The 16,408-nt window shown below is 40.3% G+C and carries 15 protein-coding genes and 1 other RNA gene; 4 read left to right on the top strand and 12 right to left on the bottom strand.

Annotated elements, in window-relative coordinates:
• Positions 1-78 precede the first annotated feature (78 nt).
• Positions 79-873, top strand: coding sequence for a formate/nitrite transporter family protein (locus tag K6V48_RS03010; RefSeq protein ID WP_024376123.1), 795 nt, complete (start codon positions 79-81; stop codon positions 871-873).
• 88 nt (positions 874-961) lie between these two features.
• On the opposite strand, the gene K6V48_RS03005 is transcribed toward K6V48_RS03010, so the two are convergent.
• From K6V48_RS03005 to K6V48_RS02995, 3 genes are all read right to left on the bottom strand, one after another.
• Positions 962-2,746, bottom strand: coding sequence for an ABC transporter ATP-binding protein (locus tag K6V48_RS03005; RefSeq protein WP_222367906.1), 1,785 nt, complete (start codon positions 2,744-2,746; stop codon positions 962-964).
• 139 nt (positions 2,747-2,885) lie between these two features.
• The gene (locus K6V48_RS03000) at positions 2,886-4,595 is read right to left on the bottom strand and encodes an ABC transporter ATP-binding protein (RefSeq protein ID WP_024391574.1); all 1,710 of its coding nucleotides are present in this window, start codon (positions 4,593-4,595) and stop codon (positions 2,886-2,888) included.
• Entirely contained in the window at positions 4,588-5,034 is a 447-nt protein-coding gene (locus K6V48_RS02995; protein WP_222367904.1) for a MarR family winged helix-turn-helix transcriptional regulator, read from the bottom strand. Before K6V48_RS02995 ends, K6V48_RS03000 begins: the two co-directional genes overlap by 8 nt.
• 467 nt (positions 5,035-5,501) lie before the next feature.
• Between K6V48_RS02995 and K6V48_RS02990 the strand changes: the two genes are divergently transcribed.
• The 3 genes from K6V48_RS02990 (at position 5,502) to K6V48_RS02980 (ending at position 8,910) form a co-directional block, all read left to right on the top strand.
• The gene (locus tag K6V48_RS02990) at positions 5,502-6,521 is read left to right on the top strand and encodes an NAD(P)H-dependent glycerol-3-phosphate dehydrogenase (protein ID WP_222367901.1); all 1,020 of its coding nucleotides are present in this window, start codon (positions 5,502-5,504) and stop codon (positions 6,519-6,521) included.
• A gap of 39 nt (positions 6,522-6,560) precedes the next feature.
• A complete protein-coding gene (gene galU, locus K6V48_RS02985) occupies positions 6,561-7,460 on the top strand; it encodes a UTP--glucose-1-phosphate uridylyltransferase GalU (RefSeq protein WP_222367899.1) in 900 nt (299 codons plus the stop codon).
• A 97-nt stretch (positions 7,461-7,557) separates the two neighbouring features.
• Positions 7,558-8,910 (top strand): MFS transporter, encoded by a 1,353-nt coding sequence (locus K6V48_RS02980; protein WP_222367898.1) that lies wholly within the window; start codon positions 7,558-7,560, stop codon positions 8,908-8,910.
• A gap of 98 nt (positions 8,911-9,008) precedes the next feature.
• Here the strand turns inward: K6V48_RS02980 and K6V48_RS02975 are convergent, their stop codons facing one another.
• The 9 genes from K6V48_RS02975 to ffs all read right to left on the bottom strand — a co-directional run bounded on the left by K6V48_RS02975 (position 9,009) and on the right by ffs (position 16,258).
• Entirely contained in the window at positions 9,009-9,686 is a 678-nt protein-coding gene (locus K6V48_RS02975; RefSeq protein WP_024391569.1) for a rhomboid family intramembrane serine protease, read from the bottom strand.
• Positions 9,670-10,212 (bottom strand): 5-formyltetrahydrofolate cyclo-ligase, encoded by a 543-nt coding sequence (locus K6V48_RS02970; RefSeq protein WP_024396703.1) that lies wholly within the window; start codon positions 10,210-10,212, stop codon positions 9,670-9,672. The genes K6V48_RS02975 and K6V48_RS02970 overlap by 17 nt, the downstream gene beginning before the upstream one ends.
• Before the next feature lie 41 nt (positions 10,213-10,253).
• A complete protein-coding gene (locus K6V48_RS02965) occupies positions 10,254-11,381 on the bottom strand; it encodes an N-acetyldiaminopimelate deacetylase (protein WP_222367897.1) in 1,128 nt (375 codons plus the stop codon).
• A gap of 9 nt (positions 11,382-11,390) precedes the next feature.
• Positions 11,391-12,089: a 2,3,4,5-tetrahydropyridine-2,6-dicarboxylate N-acetyltransferase gene (gene dapD, locus K6V48_RS02960; RefSeq protein WP_013730634.1), complete on the bottom strand. Its 699-nt coding sequence runs from the start codon at positions 12,087-12,089 to the stop codon at positions 11,391-11,393.
• Positions 12,090-12,314: 225 nt separating this feature from the next.
• Positions 12,315-12,947 (bottom strand): DUF4352 domain-containing protein, encoded by a 633-nt coding sequence (locus K6V48_RS02955; RefSeq protein ID WP_222367896.1) that lies wholly within the window; start codon positions 12,945-12,947, stop codon positions 12,315-12,317.
• Positions 12,948-13,055: 108 nt separating this feature from the next.
• The gene (locus K6V48_RS02950) at positions 13,056-13,796 is read right to left on the bottom strand and encodes a metallophosphoesterase (protein WP_222367895.1); all 741 of its coding nucleotides are present in this window, start codon (positions 13,794-13,796) and stop codon (positions 13,056-13,058) included.
• Positions 13,797-13,861: 65 nt separating this feature from the next.
• Entirely contained in the window at positions 13,862-15,211 is a 1,350-nt protein-coding gene (locus tag K6V48_RS02945) for a glucose-6-phosphate isomerase (RefSeq protein WP_024391565.1), read from the bottom strand.
• A gap of 81 nt (positions 15,212-15,292) precedes the next feature.
• Positions 15,293-15,835, bottom strand: a complete 543-nt coding sequence (locus K6V48_RS02940) for a hypothetical protein (RefSeq protein WP_222367894.1) — start codon at positions 15,833-15,835, stop codon at positions 15,293-15,295.
• Positions 15,836-16,160: 325 nt separating this feature from the next.
• Positions 16,161-16,258, bottom strand: an RNA gene (gene ffs / locus K6V48_RS02935) — signal recognition particle sRNA small type.
• Between the last annotated feature and the right edge of the window lie 150 nt (positions 16,259-16,408).

Genomic DNA, 16,408 nt, shown 5'->3' with positions numbered 1-16,408 from the left:
GTTCACATATAGTGGGAAGAACTCTTCCCACTATATTTTTCAAACAAAACATTGACCATGATTTCACAAGGAGTTCCTATGTCACCATTTCAAGAAAAAATTTCAGCTGCAGTTTCAAAAAAAGAAGCCCTTTTTGACGAAAGTCTAGGCCGCTATGCCTTGCGTTCTATGTATGCAGGAGCCTACCTGACTATGTCAACAGCTGTCGGTATTATCGGAGCAGACGTTATTGCCAGTCAATTTCCAAGTTTGTCGCGCTTTGTCTTTACCTTCATCTTTGCTATTGGGCTGGTTTTTGTTCTTATTTTTGGTGGTGAATTAGCCACATCTAACATGATGTATCTCACAACTGGTGCCTACTATAAGCAAATTAGCTGGAAAAAAGTAACACTGATGCTGCTATACTGTACTTTCTTTAACTTTGTAGGCGCTACTATTCTAGCCTGGCTCTTCAATCAGTCCTTCTCCTATCTCAATCTCTCTGATAAGAGCTTTGTCGTCAATGCCGTTACCATCAAACTTGGAAAATCTGACTGGAGCAATTTTATTGAAGGGATCACGGCTAATATGTTTGTAAATATGGCAATCCTTGGCTTCATGCTCATCAAAGAACAGTCTGCTAAGTTCTTTGTCATCATTTCCTCCATTTTTATGTTCGTTTTCCTCATCAATGAGCATCTGGTCGCCAATTTCGCATCTTTCATGCTCCTAGCTTTTAACGCTACTCGAAGCAATGTCGAAGCCTTCAATATGATCAATATCCTTCGTCAATGGATTGTGGTCTTTTTTGGAAATTGGCTCGGAGCCGGTCTCTTTATCGGTATCGCCTACGCTTGGCTCAATCAAACCAAAACCAACCACATTGAACAATAAGCCTACCACAAAAACAGCCAAGATAAACCACGTCCTAAACGTTTAAGGATTGTGGTCTGCTTATCTTGGCTGTTTATTTTTCTATATATTATTCAAACACAAACTGGTTGTGGTAAAGTTCAGCATAGAAGCCATTGAGTTTGAGTAACTCACTATGGTTTCCTTGTTCAATGACTTGACCATCTTTTAATACAATGATTTCATCTGCATTTAGAATGGTTTTAAGGCGGTGGGCAATGACGAAGCTGGTCCGTCCTGCGATAATGGCCTCCATAGCTTTTTGAATTTTAGCTTCAGTCACGGTATCAACGTTAGACGTTGCTTCATCCAGAATCAGTACTTGTGGATCTGTCAACAATGTACGGGCAATGGAAATCAACTGTTTCTGACCTGTTGAAAATACATTTTCATCATCAGTTACATAAGTGTCATACCCTTCTGGCAAACTCATAATGAAATCATGAATATGAGTAGCACGCGCTGCAGTTTCAACCATTTCCTGTGAAATATCATCGCTTCCAAATCGAATATTATCTGCAATGGTTCCCGAAAAGAGCACCGATTCCTGCAGAACAATACCGACTTTATTTCGTAAACTATCCAAATCATATTCACGAATATCACGACCGTCAAACTCTACACTACCACTATTTACATCATAAAAACGGTTAATGAGGTTCATGATTGTTGTCTTACCTGATCCAGTTGGACCAACGACTGCTATCATTTTTCCTTTAGGAGCAGTGATTGAGACATTATTAAGAACTTTTTGACCAGGCAAATATCCAAAATCAATATTCTTAATAGCAACACCTTCCTTCAATTCAGTAAACAACGGTGCATTTTGAGGGCGAACTTCTTCAGGCTCATCAAACATTTCTTGGACCCTGTGAGCACCAGTGAAGGCCAGCTGAAGCTCAGCCCAACTTGAAGCAATCTGCATCATTGGCTGGTAATACTGTTGAGAATATTGTACAAAGGTAACAACCAAACCTAATGCCGCAGCCGCTTCTAATGAACTATCATTGAGGACAATCGTAGAACCAACAAAAATAACAATCGCTGTATTTACCAAGCTCATCCCGTTCATAAATGGGAAGAGAATACCCCCGAATAATCTACCTTTAAAGGTTGTGCGACGAACTTCTTCATTGAGTTCTAAAAAGCCATCAATTGTTTCTTGCTGCACACCTTGGACAATAATCGCTTTTTGACCAGAAATTTTTTCATCCATGTAGGCATTTAATTTCGAAACTGCTGCTTGCTGAAGATTAGTGTATTTCCGTGCAAGACGAACAATGACTACCAAAGCAAGTAAAGCAACAGGTGTCGAAGCTACAGTCACTAAAGCCAAACGAACATCTTGACGGAACATCATAATAATCAAACCAATATATAAGGCAACGTTGGTCATCACTTGTGTCAATGATTGGTTGAAAGTGTTTTGAATATTATCCAAATCAGATGTGAAGCGTGAAAGAATATCTCCATCCTTATGTCGATCAAAGAAAGCAATCGTCAATCGTTCTAACTTGCCGAAAAGCCCTTTTCGCATACGACTTGTTGAATTCGCAATAATGCGAGTAAACAGCAAGCTATAAATTAAGTTCGCAACAACTGTCATCGCATAGGCAAGAAAGAGTTTAAACATGATGCTATTAAAATCTGAATAATCTGCTTCAAATCCTGATTGTCCCATCTGCTTAGCAACAGCATAGCTTTGACCAATTTTTCCCATTTCTGCAATTGCATCACCAAGCAAAACTGGACTTTTGACTTGCAAATAGGTTGCTACAACAATAGCTAGAAAAATAAAGACAAAGGATACTTTATAACGTTTAAAATAAAACCAGAAAAATCTAAGTGTTTTCATAACATGATACTAAGATCGTCCAGAATGCGACCGAAAAATAGGAAACCAATGCCGCATTCCGAAACGCTAGGCGGTTTATCTTTTTTCGAAGCTTTCCGAGCGAGTTCAAATGCAATCGTACTATATAGACTGCACTTGCTTAGTTCTCCTCCTTCCCTTTCTGTGTTTCATAGATTTCGCGATAAACAGCATTATTTTCCACCAGTTCAGCATGGGTTCCTTCCCCAATCAGACGACCTTCGTCGAGTACTAGGATTTTATCTGCCTTAATGACTGATGAAATTTTCTGTGCAACAATAACCGTTGTGGTCGCTTTTAATTCATGGTTCAAAGCTTCCTGAACCAACTTCTCAGATTTCGCATCCAAAGCTGAAGTTGAATCGTCTAAAACAAGTACTTTTGGCTCCCCTATTACACCACGGGCAATCGAAATCCGTTGCTTTTGACCACCAGAAAAGTTGTTTCCACGTTCCTCGACTTCACTTTCATAGGTTTCATCTAAGCGATCGATAAATTCTTTCGCTTGTGCAATTCCCGCTGCACGTTCCAATCGAAGAATATCCGCTCCCGGAGCCCCTTGGCGCAAATTGTCCGCAATCGTTCCTGAGAAAAGAATTGCTTTTTGAAGTACAATCGAAACGGTATTGCGAAGGGTATTTTTACTCACCTCTTTCACATCGCGACCACCAATAGAGACACTACCCTCTTGTGGGTCGAAGAGTCGAGGTATCAACTGTGCCAAGGTTGATTTACCGGCACCTGTTGCACCAACAACCCCAACCATTTGTCCTGATTCAATCTCAAATGAAATATTTTTCAAGGTTGGCTCTGTATCGTGTGGATAGGTGAATGTCACATTATCAAAAACAATCTTCCCATTTAATTCTTCATCTGGCACATCTGCAAAAGTCATAGCAGGTTCAGTATTTAATACTTCTGTAATTCGTTTAATTGAAATGGCAGCACGAGATGCCTGCATTCCCATAAAGCTCGTCATAATGATTGCAAACATGATTTGCATCAGGTAACTCATGAACGAAGTAAAGCCTCCTACAGCTTCCAAGTTTGTATCTACCATACCAGAAACGAGGTAGAGAGAAGCAAAGATAGCCATATAGGAAATAAACATCATCAATGGTTGCAGAATTGAAAAACCATACCCGATAAAAATATTTAAATCAAGCAACTCATTTGAAACTTCCTTGAATTTATCGTATTGATTTTTTTCTTGGACAAATGATTTCACCACTCGAATACCACGTAAATTTTCCTTGGCAATACTATTCATGCGATCCATCAATGTTTGGAATTTCCCAAAACGAGGGCCCATTTGTCCCATTACAATGGCCATAATGGCTACGATCAAAATCACCATGACAATAATCATCCACCAAAGTTCTGGCAGAGTCCTTACCGCCATAATGAAAGCACCAATAAATAGCAAGGGTACGCGCATTAAGATTGTGAAGAGCATCATGGTCAAGTTTTGAATTTGCGTGACGTCATTGGTCATGCGGACAACTAAATTTCCAGCATTAAATTCTTCAATATTTGCATATGAAAAACTTTGAATCTTCCTGAATGTATTTTCACGAATATCCGCAGAAACTCCTTGAGCAATTTTCGCAGCATTGATAGTATTAGCAAGTCCTGCAAGTAAGCCAATTCCAGCAATCACTAAAAGAATTTTCCCAACCCGAAAAATCTCATCTTGATCATTTAACAAAACTGCCGTCAAGACATCTTTGAGATAACTTGGTTGCAAAAGTGTTGTAATAACAACAATGGATGTTAGCACAACCGACGTCAATGCGTGCCACTTGTAGCGTAGAATTGCATTTTTAAACATCATTATTCTCCTTATACTGATTAATATTCTCCTTCAACTGATGAATCAGCCGAATCATTGATTGGAAATCTTCCCGAGGGATTCCCCTAAAAATTGATTCCGACATTTCTTGGTGCCAGTCCCTTAATGGTTGCAACTTCTCTTGCCCCAAAGGTGTCAAAACAACTTGCTTAAAACGCTTATCTACCACAGATGGAATAATTTGAACAAAGCCATTTTTTTCCATACGCTTAACCAAGTTACTGGCGACAGACTTAGATATTTTCAGTTCAGTTTCAATATCCTTTACAAAAATTTCCTTATCCATATTATCACCTAAAAAGTGTAAGACATGACCCTGCGGACCAGCCAAATGCTCGACACCATAGTGTTTTGCAATCTTATCACTCAAGTATTCTAACTGATGAAAAACATATCGTAAGTCTGCCATATGTGACATCAAGAACCCTCCTTTTTTGTTAGCACGCTGATTATTATAGTTCCTAAGAGAACTAATGTCAAGTCTACTGCTCTCTTTTTTTCATTAATTTGAAAAAATGATCCCATAGAACTGAAAAACAGCAAAAAAAGATTTATTTTTATATTTTTCCATTTCGTTTATACCAGCTTTAACAACCTTTCTCAATATCTAACTTTTATATTATGTTTAAAATAGAACTCGGTTATATCTTCCTCTAATTCCAATTTGTTGCAATACAATTTGGCTTCTTAGAAGTAATTCGTTCTTCATTGTTCCGTACATGCCTCACTCACTTCCACCACGTATTCCCATCCCTCCTGTTTGAACCACTCCCAAATGAACCACCATAATTGCACAACAATTGAATGAAAGTCAGCCAAGATTTTTCTGTGAGAATATACCTACTTGTGATATAATATTAGTAATAATCTATGCAAGGAGAGGTCATGGAAAAACAAAAAATTGCCGTTCTTGGTCCTGGATCATGGGGAACAGCTCTCTCTCAAGTCTTAAACGATAATGGACATGAGGTACGTATTTGGGGAAATATTTCCGAACAAATTGATGAAATCAATGAACAACATACGAATACTCGATATTTTAAAGATATTATTCTAGATGAAAAAATTAAGGCATACAAAGACCTATCAGAGACTCTTGACGGAGTTGATGCCGTTCTTTTTGTTGTCCCAACCAAGGTAACACGCCTAGTTGCCAAACAAGTGGCGCAAGTGCTCAAGCACAAAGTCGTTATCATGCATGCCTCTAAAGGATTGGAACCTGATAGTCACAAACGTTTGTCTGAGGTTTTAGAAGAAGAGATTCCAGCACAACTTCGTTCCGAAATCGTAGTTGTATCAGGTCCTAGCCATGCAGAAGAAACAATCGTCCGTGATTTAACACTGATTTCTGCTGCATCAAAAGACATGGAGGCAGCCACCTACGTTCAAAATCTTTTCAGCAACCACTACTTCCGCCTTTATACTAATAATGATGTCATTGGTGTAGAAACAGCAGGTGCTCTGAAAAACATTATTGCCGTTGGTGCGGGTGCCTTACATGGTTTGGGCTATGGGGACAATGCAAAGGCAGCCATTATCGCCCGTGGTTTAACTGAAATCACACGTCTAGGCGTTGCTATGGGGGCTAATCCTTTAACTTATAGTGGCCTTTCTGGTGTCGGTGATTTAATTGTTACCGGTACATCTGTCCATTCACGTAACTGGAGAGCCGGTGACCAGCTCGGACGTGGTGAAAAACTAGAGGACGTTGAGCGCAATATGGGAATGGTTATCGAAGGAATTTCGACAACCAAAGCTGCCTATGAATTAGCACAAGAACTGGGTGTCTATATGCCAATTACTCAAGCGATCTACAAGGTCATCTACCAAGGAGCTAATATTGAAGATGCCATTAAGGAAATCATGACCGGTGAGTTCCGACACGAAAATGAGTGGCATTCATAATTTTAAACACAAATAAAATATAAAAGGAGTAAATACGTTATGAAAAAAGTTAGAAAAGCAGTCATCCCTGCTGCAGGATTGGGAACACGTTTCCTCCCAGCAACAAAAGCACTCGCAAAAGAAATGTTACCGATTGTGGATAAGCCAACATTACAATTTATTTTCGAAGAAGCATTACGATCTGGTATAGAAGACATATTGGTAGTAACTAACAAATCAAAACGTTCTATCGAGGATCATTTTGATTCAAACTTTGAATTAGAATACAACTTGAAGGAAAAGGGGAAAAATGACCTCTTGAAATTAGTTGATGAAGCAACAGCTATCCGTCTTCACTTTATTCGTCAAAGTTATCCCAAAGGACTTGGTGATGCAGTTCTTCAAGCCAAGGCCTTTGTTGGAAACGAGCCTTTTGTTGTTATGCTTGGCGATGACCTTATGGACATTACCGATTCTACAGTCACTCCAATAACCAAGCAATTGATTGATGACTATGAAGCAACACATGCTTCAACGATTGCTGTTATGCCAGTTCCTCACGAAGAGGTCTCTGCATACGGTGTCATTGCTCCGCAAGGTGAGGGTATTAACGGTCTTTATAGTGTCGAAACCTTTGTAGAAAAACCTAAGCCCGAGGAAGCTCCTTCTGATTTAGCGATCATCGGTCGCTACCTTCTTACCCCTGAAATTTTTGAGATTTTAGAAAACCAAAAACCAGGTGCAGGTAACGAGATTCAACTGACTGATGCTATTGATACACTAAACAAAACGCAACGTGTATTTGCCCGCGAATTTACCGGAAAACGCTATGACGTTGGTGACAAGTTCGGTTTCATGAAAACATCTATCGATTATGCTCTGCAACATCCTCAGGTTAAAGACGACTTGAAACAATACCTCATTGAATTAGGTAAACAGTTAGATAAACCAAAAAAATAACGTCAATTTCCAAATAGTCAACACTATTGGATTGCAAAGGTGGTAGCCAACTCCGTGCTACCCTTTTTTAATGAATAAAAACGGAAGGATTCTCCCAATGAATGACACTGTTTCCAAAAACACAACCATGTCCATTGTTGCCACCGCTCTGCTAGGATTTGCAGGTATTCTTTCAGAAACGAGTATGAATGTGACATTTCCGACCCTACAAAAAGTTTATCACTTGCCACTGTCCAGTCTCCAATGGATTACAACCATCTACCTTTTAGCTGTTGCAATATCAATGACTGTCAGTGCTACTTTGCAGCAAAATGTTAAAGAAAAAACTATTTTAAATGCCTCTCTCCTTCTGTTCACATCGGGTACAATCTTGGCATTTGCAACCCCTAGCTTCTCCATCATGATCGTAGGACGCGCCTTACAAGGATTAGGAACTGGGATTGGAATGACATTGATGTTCAATCTCATTTTAGAACGGATTCCTCCTCAAAAAATTGGAACCTATATGGGGATTGGCGGTCTGATTATGAGTCTAGCCCCTGCTTTCGGCCCTACCTATGGCGGTTTTATGATTGCACGCCTTCCCTGGCAATGGATTTTCATCTTTATCCTACCCGTCCCCCTTATCTGTTTTCTTCTAAACCATCTCTATATGGAAAATAGCCAAAAAGGTGAGAGACGTCCTTTTGATATTTCGTCCTTCATACTGTTAGCTCTTGCGCTAAGTACGTCGCTTCTAGCAATTACAAGTCTAGAAGAAGGTAAAATAAATTGGATATATTTAATTGTATTCATCCTTAGCTTGGCAGCATTTATCCATCGAAGTCTGACTATTCCTAAACCATTTCTTGATATTCGTGTCTTGAAAGTACCAACCGTTTGGCTTGGTTTAATACCCTTCTTTATTTATCAATTTGCTAATTTAGGTTCAAACTTTATTATTCCAAACTTTTTAATTGAAGCGAAGGGGGCAAGTTCCACTCTAGCAGGATTCTCATTACTACCAGGTACTCTTTTGGGAGCCATTCTAGCCCCTGTTTTTGGCAAATTCTATGATTTAAAAGGACCAAAACCTTCACTCTATATTGGGAATACATTATTTACCATAGCTCTTTCAATCATGGCCTTATTCACTGAAACATTGACACTCTTTAGTTTGGCAGCAACCTATATTGTATTCACCTTTGGAAGAAACATGGCATTTAACAATACCCTGGCCGTTTCAGTATCCACATTGCCTCAAGAAAAGAAAGCCGATGCCACAGCTATTTTTCAAATGATGCAACAATTTGCAGGTGCTTTAGGAACAGCTATTGCTTCTGTCCTTGCAAATAGTAGCCAAAATTTGACTGAAGGAGTCCAACGTGTCTTCTCTCTACAACTATTCTTAGTTGTCATTATCTACTTCTTCTTTATTAATCTCTTCCAACAGCCCAGCAAAAATTCCTGAAAAAGATTGGATAGTTACAATTCTTTATCTTCATATGAAAAAGCCGTCAGAAAACAATTCTAACGACTTCTCTTAAAAACTAGCATCCGCTAGTTTTTTTACATGAAATAGAATGCGCCCAGAAGCAAAGCAATCAAAGCCAAATAACCAATGAAACTGTAAAAAACCTGTTTCCCAGTAAATAAATTTTTCTCTGTAAGTGGTGGTAAAAAAATAACGACTAAACAACCACCGATTGCTCCTCCAATATGTCCCGCCATGCTAATGGATGGGGTAAAAAGGCCTAATGCCAAGTTCAGACCTAGAAGAAGCATGTAACGCTGACCAAGAACTTGTAAATAAGGGCTACGACTAAATTTTCTCAAAAGAGCCATGGCTGCAAATAGGCCAAAGAGCGAGGTCGACGCACCTGCGCCAACCACATCTGGTGTAAAGAAGAGAACAAAAAGGTTCCCCATAATACCAGATAATAGATAGAGAAGAAAGAACCTCCGGGACCCAAAAAGCCCTTCTAATTGATACCCTAAACCAAGTAAAGTAATACCATTGAATAGAAAATGCTCCCAACCAATGTGGACAAAAATAGGCGAAACCAAGCGCCACAACTGAGTCGGATCATAACGCACTACTTCCCCATACATACCACCGAATTCAAAAATTGTATAGGCTGTAGTGGTCTGCCCAAAGCGAAATATTTGTATAAATAGAAAAACAAGAGCCGTAACTGCCAACAAGCCATTGGTCACAGGGTAGCGCTTATCAAAAAGATTCTTCAAAAATCAACAACTCCTTTACTGGGATATCAAATGTCTGGTGTTCAAAATCATATAACTGGAAAGAGCCCAAGGTCGATACCGTCTCCCCCTGATAATCTGACAAGTAACGGTCATAAAACCCTGCCCCATAGCCAACCCGAAACCCTGCTTGATTCCAAGCCAATCCCGGGACATGAATCCAGTTAACCACAGACTTATCCACAGGTTGTGAATAAGTCCCAGGTTCCCAAACTCCAAACCTAGTTTTAACCAAATCATCAGGATTATATTCTACAAAATCCATGCGTCCTTGTGAATAGGTCTTAGGAATGAAAATGCATTTTCCATCCTTTTGAGCCTGTTCAATTAAGTAACTAGTATCGAACTCATGTCCCATAGAAAGGTAGGTCCCAAGCGACTTTGAGCACTTATAGGTATCAGAGGAAAGGAGCCTTTCTGTTAGTTGCTGACTCCATCTTGCTCGTTGACTACTCGTTAGTCCTTGCAAAGTCCCTAGCACTTCTTTCCGAATTTCTTTTTTATCCACAGAAACTCCTTTTCTTTCAGAAAAAGACTGGAAAACCCAGTCTAGTTTGCTTTCATTTTCAAAAAATCGCTCAACTTATCCACAGCAAAGAGAAGTACTTCCTCTTTGGGACTGAGACGAGGATTGTGAAGGGGATAAGGCGTATCCACACCCAGCCAGAACATTACACCTGTAACCTTGTTGAGCAGGTAGCCAAAGTCTTCACCCGTCATGGCAGGTGGACAGTCAGTCATTTCCACACCATCAACCTGTTCAAAATAGGTCATCAGTTCATCTGCCAGTTGAGGATTGTTCTCCACAGGCAGATAACCACTTGGATTGAGCTCGATGTCCAAGTCCACTCCAAAGGACAAGGCAATCCCTTCTGCTATTTCACGCACTCGTTTTTGCACCAAGAGGCTCATACTCTGGGTCAAGGCCCGAATGGTGCCATGCAAAAAGGCTGTTTCGGCAATAACGTTGTTGGTCGTGCCCGCGTGCATGGAGCCGAAGGTCACCACAGCTCCCTCGATTGGGTCGACATTTCGACTCACCACTGACTGAACCTGGGTCACAAAGTAGCTGGCTGCCACCAAGGCGTCATTGGCGGTATGGGGAAATGCTGCGTGACCACCCTTTCCTGTAAACCGTATCTTGACTTCACAGGTCCCAGCAAAGAGTGTCGCACGGTTGGTAGCCATTTGACCAACTTTGAGATCTGGTCGGACATGGAGCCCATAAAATTCATCTGGTAACCAATCACCAAAGGCCCCCGCTTCATACATGAGCATACCACCCGCTAGATTTTCCTCCGCAGGCTGAAACAAGAAGAGTAGGTTATTTTTCGGTTGCTGCTCTGCCATTTTCTCCAAAAGCCCCAAGGCAATGGTCATGTGGAAATCATGTCCACAGGCATGCATACGGTCTGGGTGGAGGGACTTGAAGTCCAGGTCCGTTTCTTCCACGATAGGCAGGCCGTCAATATCCGTCCGCCAACCAATCGTTTTTTGAGGAGCAGAGCCTGTCAGATAAACCAAGATACCCGTCTCCCACGTGCGAACTTGGGCAAAAGAGCAGTCTTGAAGCAGATTTGCAATGGTCTCCATAAGAAAGGCGTGGGTCTTGAACTCCTCCATGCCCAGCTCTGGAATCTGGTGGAGGGCTCGGCGTGTCGCGATTAAATCTAGCATAGCTACCTCTTAGAGTGTCCGCAAAGCCTCTTCCAAGGCTGTTTTTTGTTGGGTTTGAGCGTCGATTTCCTTGATGATGCGGGCTGGCACACCTGCCACCACAACATTTTCAGGGACGTCTTGAGTCACAATAGCACCCGCTGCGACAACAGAGCCACTACCGATTTGCACGCCCTCGATAACAACGGCATTGGCACCGACCAAAACATTGTCGCCAACACGCACTGGCTCAGCCGAAGCTGGCTCGATGACACCTGCAAGGACCGCACCTGCACCGATGTGGCTGTTTTTACCAACCGTCGCACGACCACCTAGGATAGCACCCATGTCAATCATGGTACCTGGGCCGATTTCCGCACCGATGTTGATCACAGCACCCATCATGATAACGGCATTATCGCCAATCGTCACTTGGTCACGGATAATCGCACCTGGCTCGATACGGGCATTGATGTTCCGTTTGTCCAACAAAGGCACAGCCGAATTGCGACCGTCTTGCTCAACCACGTAGTCTACATTTTCAGTCAAGTTTGTCAAAAGTGGCTCGACGTCTTTCCAGTCACCGAAGAGGACGTTGCCAAGTTTTGTCACTTCTGCAGGAACAGGACCAGCCAATTCCCCTTCAAAAGTTACTTTCACAGTTGTTTTTTTCACAGCATTACCGATAAAGGCAATGATTTCTTGTGCAGTCATTTTTTGTGCAGTCATAATGATTCCAATCTAAAAATAATATTTTTTCTATTATATCAAAATTTTCAGAAAATTTTATGAAGAAAGATAAAAAATTGAAAAAGGTGCTGAGCAAAAAGTCCAAAATAAACAAAACCGCATGAAATCTTTCGCCTAAAAACGTTGATTTCATGCGGTTTCTTATTTATTAAAATTAAACAATATTAGTTAGATTTCGAATTTTTTGCCCAGCCTCACTCAATTTTATTGAAGATTAATTACGCCTGTTTCCGTTCCCCAAAAACCTGTTTGAACTCTAAGTTGAATACTTGGGTCATTTGCTGTCTCTTCTGTAATATCAAAGACAACATTACCAGTAACAGAATTTTCTGGGTTTACTTCAGTTAAGAAAAATTTTGCATCTTGGTTAGCATAAATTCCCGCAGTTGAATCAGACTTATACTCTATATCACCTTTTAACAAGGTAAAGAAATCATCCGTTACGGTAATAGCTTCTTTACCATTATTTTTCACTGTTACATTCAGCACTAGAAAGACTCCGTTAGCAGTCTTACCGAATTCTCCACCTACGTTAGTGGTAACCTCTTTTGAATTGACAAGGTAAACAACGTCTCCAACTGGAACTTCCTGTCCAATACTGTATGTTGTAGCTTCTTTTTGTTCTTCCGAGCTACTCGCTGATGCTTCGGTTGTAGTTTGGGTAGTAGTTGATGTAGTTTGGCTAGAAGAAGTTGAGGAATTACTTCCACCACCCAATACACTTTGTAACCCACCAATCACAAACAATCCAACCAACACAATAAACCAAATTCGCTTGTAAAATGGTTTCTTTTGCACATAAACATTACCATGTTCATCTTTAATTTTCTTTGCCATAAGAGCCTCCTAAATAGTGATAACTCCATTATATATATATATATATATATATTGTCAAGTATAAAAATAAAAAATTAGAAGTTTTACCTCCTAATTTTCAATCATTATCTAATCTTCAATTTCTTTTCTCGGATTGACAGCTCCGACGATGTAATCCTGCACCAAGCCCATGTCATCCAGTACAATCCCATGGAGAACTCCGCCGTAAACAGCTCCGCCATCAATCCCCATTTTACCATCTGGACTAGTCCAAATTTGACTAATGCGGAGATTGGTCTGATAAAGACTATACACAGGTGTATGACCAAAAACAATGGTCTTTCCTGTTGTATTTTTAGCCTCATGGAAGGGCTTGCGCAACCATACCTTATCATGGTTGTTTGTTGCTCGCCAATCAGACAAGGTCAGATCCACACCCGCATGAACGAAAATATAGTGCTCGGTTTCTACATGGTAAGGGCATGTTTTGACAAAGTTGATCAATTCTTCGTATTGTTCCATCACCGCATTGGCATCGACTAAGCCATCCACAGGTGCATCCAAGGGACGCCCAAGAAGAGAATTAATGGTCGTATCTCCTCCATTCCTCCGGTAATGGTCATAGCGTTCCAAGGGATCCCGCAACCAAGCTAAAAACATACGTTCATGGTTACCTGTTAGACAAATAGCTTCCTTTTCGCAAACCAACTGCCAAACCAGTTCTAAACAGGCCTTTGAATTTTCTCCACAGTCAATCAAATCTCCCAGAAAAATTAGCTGTTGTCGTTCTTCATCCCATTTCTTTAAAATATCTAGTAGGAGCCCAAACTCTCCATGGATATCACCCACTACAAAAAATTCATTTTTCATAGACTCTATTCTACCACATTTAATAAGCAAAGAAAAACTGACCGTTTCCGATCAGTTTGGTTTTCTTACAAACGTGCGTTTAATTCTGCACCAAGTTCTTCAAATCCTGGTTTGCCAAGAAGAGCGAACATATTTTTCTTGTAGGCTTCTACACCTGGTTGGTCAAATGGGTTGATCGCATTGAGGTAACCAGAGATAGCAATAGCTAATTCAAAGAAGTAGAAGGTGTAACCAAGTGTGAACTCATCTTGTTGTGGAAGAGTCACAAACATGTTTGGCACGCCACCATCTGTGTGAGCAAGAAGCACACCATCCGTTGCTTTTTTGTTTACAAAGTCAACGTCTTTTCCTTGCAAGTAGCCAAGACCATCAAGGTCTTCTTCCATTTCAGGGATAAGAATATTTTTTCTAGGCTTGTCAACACGAACAACTGTTTCAAAGATGTTGCGGTTTCCTTCTTGGATAAATTGTCCAAGAGAGTGCAAGTCTGTTGAGAAGTTTGCAGATGTTGGATTGATACCTTTTTGATCCTTACCTTCTGATTCACCAGCCAACTGTTTCCACCATTCACTGAAGTACTGAAGCGATGGTTCGTAGTTAGCTAAGATTTCTGTTACATAACCTTTTCTGTAAAGAATGTTACGCACTGCAGCATATTGGTATGCTTGGTTTTCAGCAATTTTATCAGATGTGAATGTCGTACGGGCAGCATTTGCACCTTCCATAAGAGCGTCAATATCTGCACCAGATGCTGCGATTGGCAAAAGTCCAACTGCTGTCAATACTGAGAAGCGTCCACCAACATTATCTGGAACAACAAAAGTTTCCCAACCATTTGCATCTGCTTCCACTTTTACAGCACCTTTGGCTTTATCTGTTGTAGCATAGATACGGTTATTAGCTTCTTCTTGACCGTATTTTTTCACAAGCAATTCTTTAAAGACACGGAAAGCAATCGCAGGCTCAGTTGTTGTACCTGATTTAGAAATAACGTTAACAGAGAAATCTTTATCTGCCACGTAGTCAACCAAGTCAGCAAGGTAGCTTGATGAGATAGAATTTCCAGCGTAAAGGATTTGTGGCGCTTTGCGTTCTTCACGAGTTTGCAAATTAGCAAAAGAATTGCTTAAAAAGTCAATCGCTGCTTTGGCACCAAGGTATGAACCACCGATACCAATAACCACCAAAACTTCACTTTCATTTTGGATCTTAGCTGCTGCTTTCTTGATACGAGCAAATTCTTCTTTGTCATAGTTTTCTGGCAAATCCAACCAGCCAATAAAGTCGCTACCAGGACCTGTACCTTGACGAAGCATTTGGTCAGCCAATGTAACCTGTGGTTGCATATAATCAACTTCTTGTGCACCAACAAATTGGCCTAAGACTTTTGAATAATCAAATGTAATATGTGTCATGTTTTTCCTCCATTTGTATACCATAATATGATAACGCTTTATCAGGTTTTTTTCAAGGAATTTATCAATTTTCATTCATTTTCATGAAATGGTTTGCGCAATTTTTGGTTTTCTTGAAAATTCTATGAAATTTTCATATTTATAATAATCTTCTAGGGTCTCTCCCGAGTGTGTTACAGTAATCCAGTAGGGAAATAGCTTAGCTAGCATATACAGTGGAATCAGAGCGATATACCAAATAAACATAACCTCAAAGATAAAGCGTTGGTTGTTTCCTCTAGAAATATAGCGTTGCCGATATTCCTCTTTTAAAAACGGATGAGGAATGAAAATATGAAACAAGACCCCACCACGTACTATCATTGCAGCTAGCATTCTGGCTAAAAAATTCAGTGCTACTAAAACAACTTTTCCATCCTGGTGGAGACTATATGCTTTATCCACATAGATTGTTTTATAGCGCTTATCCTTTAAAGGACGCCTCGTTGATTTTCGTTCTTCCTTACTCAAATGCTGTACACTACTATTATCGTATTTAATATCGGACATTTCTAAGTCCACTACACTGCTATATTTCTTAGCAAGAGTCGTTTTCCCCATACCTGGAAAGGCAAATACAAACATAGACTTTCCTCCTTCTTTTTCAATAGAATAGCAGAGCAGTCCAAAAGTTTTCTTAATAATATGCGAAAAACAGAGCCATCTGTTATTAATTCAAACACGACATGTTATGTGACCATGAAAAAGAATTCGAACAATAAGGGACAAAGAATACTTCAAACCGCCTCCACCCTGACAGTGCCTGACTTTTATTCTTTTCGTTATGGGGTGGGGTATTGTAGCTTGGCTAGTTTCGTTCATGGTTTGATTTGACTGCCCCTATTTTGCCCCTGTCTCTAAAAAACGAGACAATAAAAAACCTCTGAAAGCTTAATTTCAAAGGATTTTTAGGCTGTACAAAAAAAGAGCACACACCCGACTTCGCTTAGGGCTGCTGGATTCCTCCCCTGACCCGCTTCACGCACGAATGTTGCTCCGATTATTATTATAACACAATTTGACTAGAGTGCAAGTGGGGAATCGATTAGGATTGATCCACTAGGGATTTAGCCTAAATTCTCAAAGTAAGTTCTAGTCTAACACCAAAACCGGAAATTAGACTGAGACAAAAAAATAAGGTAGAACTTACTATGGGAC

The organism is Streptococcus suis, from assembly GCF_019794555.1.
GTDB classification, from domain to species: domain Bacteria; phylum Bacillota; class Bacilli; order Lactobacillales; family Streptococcaceae; genus Streptococcus; species Streptococcus suis_AB.
Note: the sequence above shows the minus strand (reverse complement) of the source record. Positions and strands in the feature narration are given on the sequence as shown.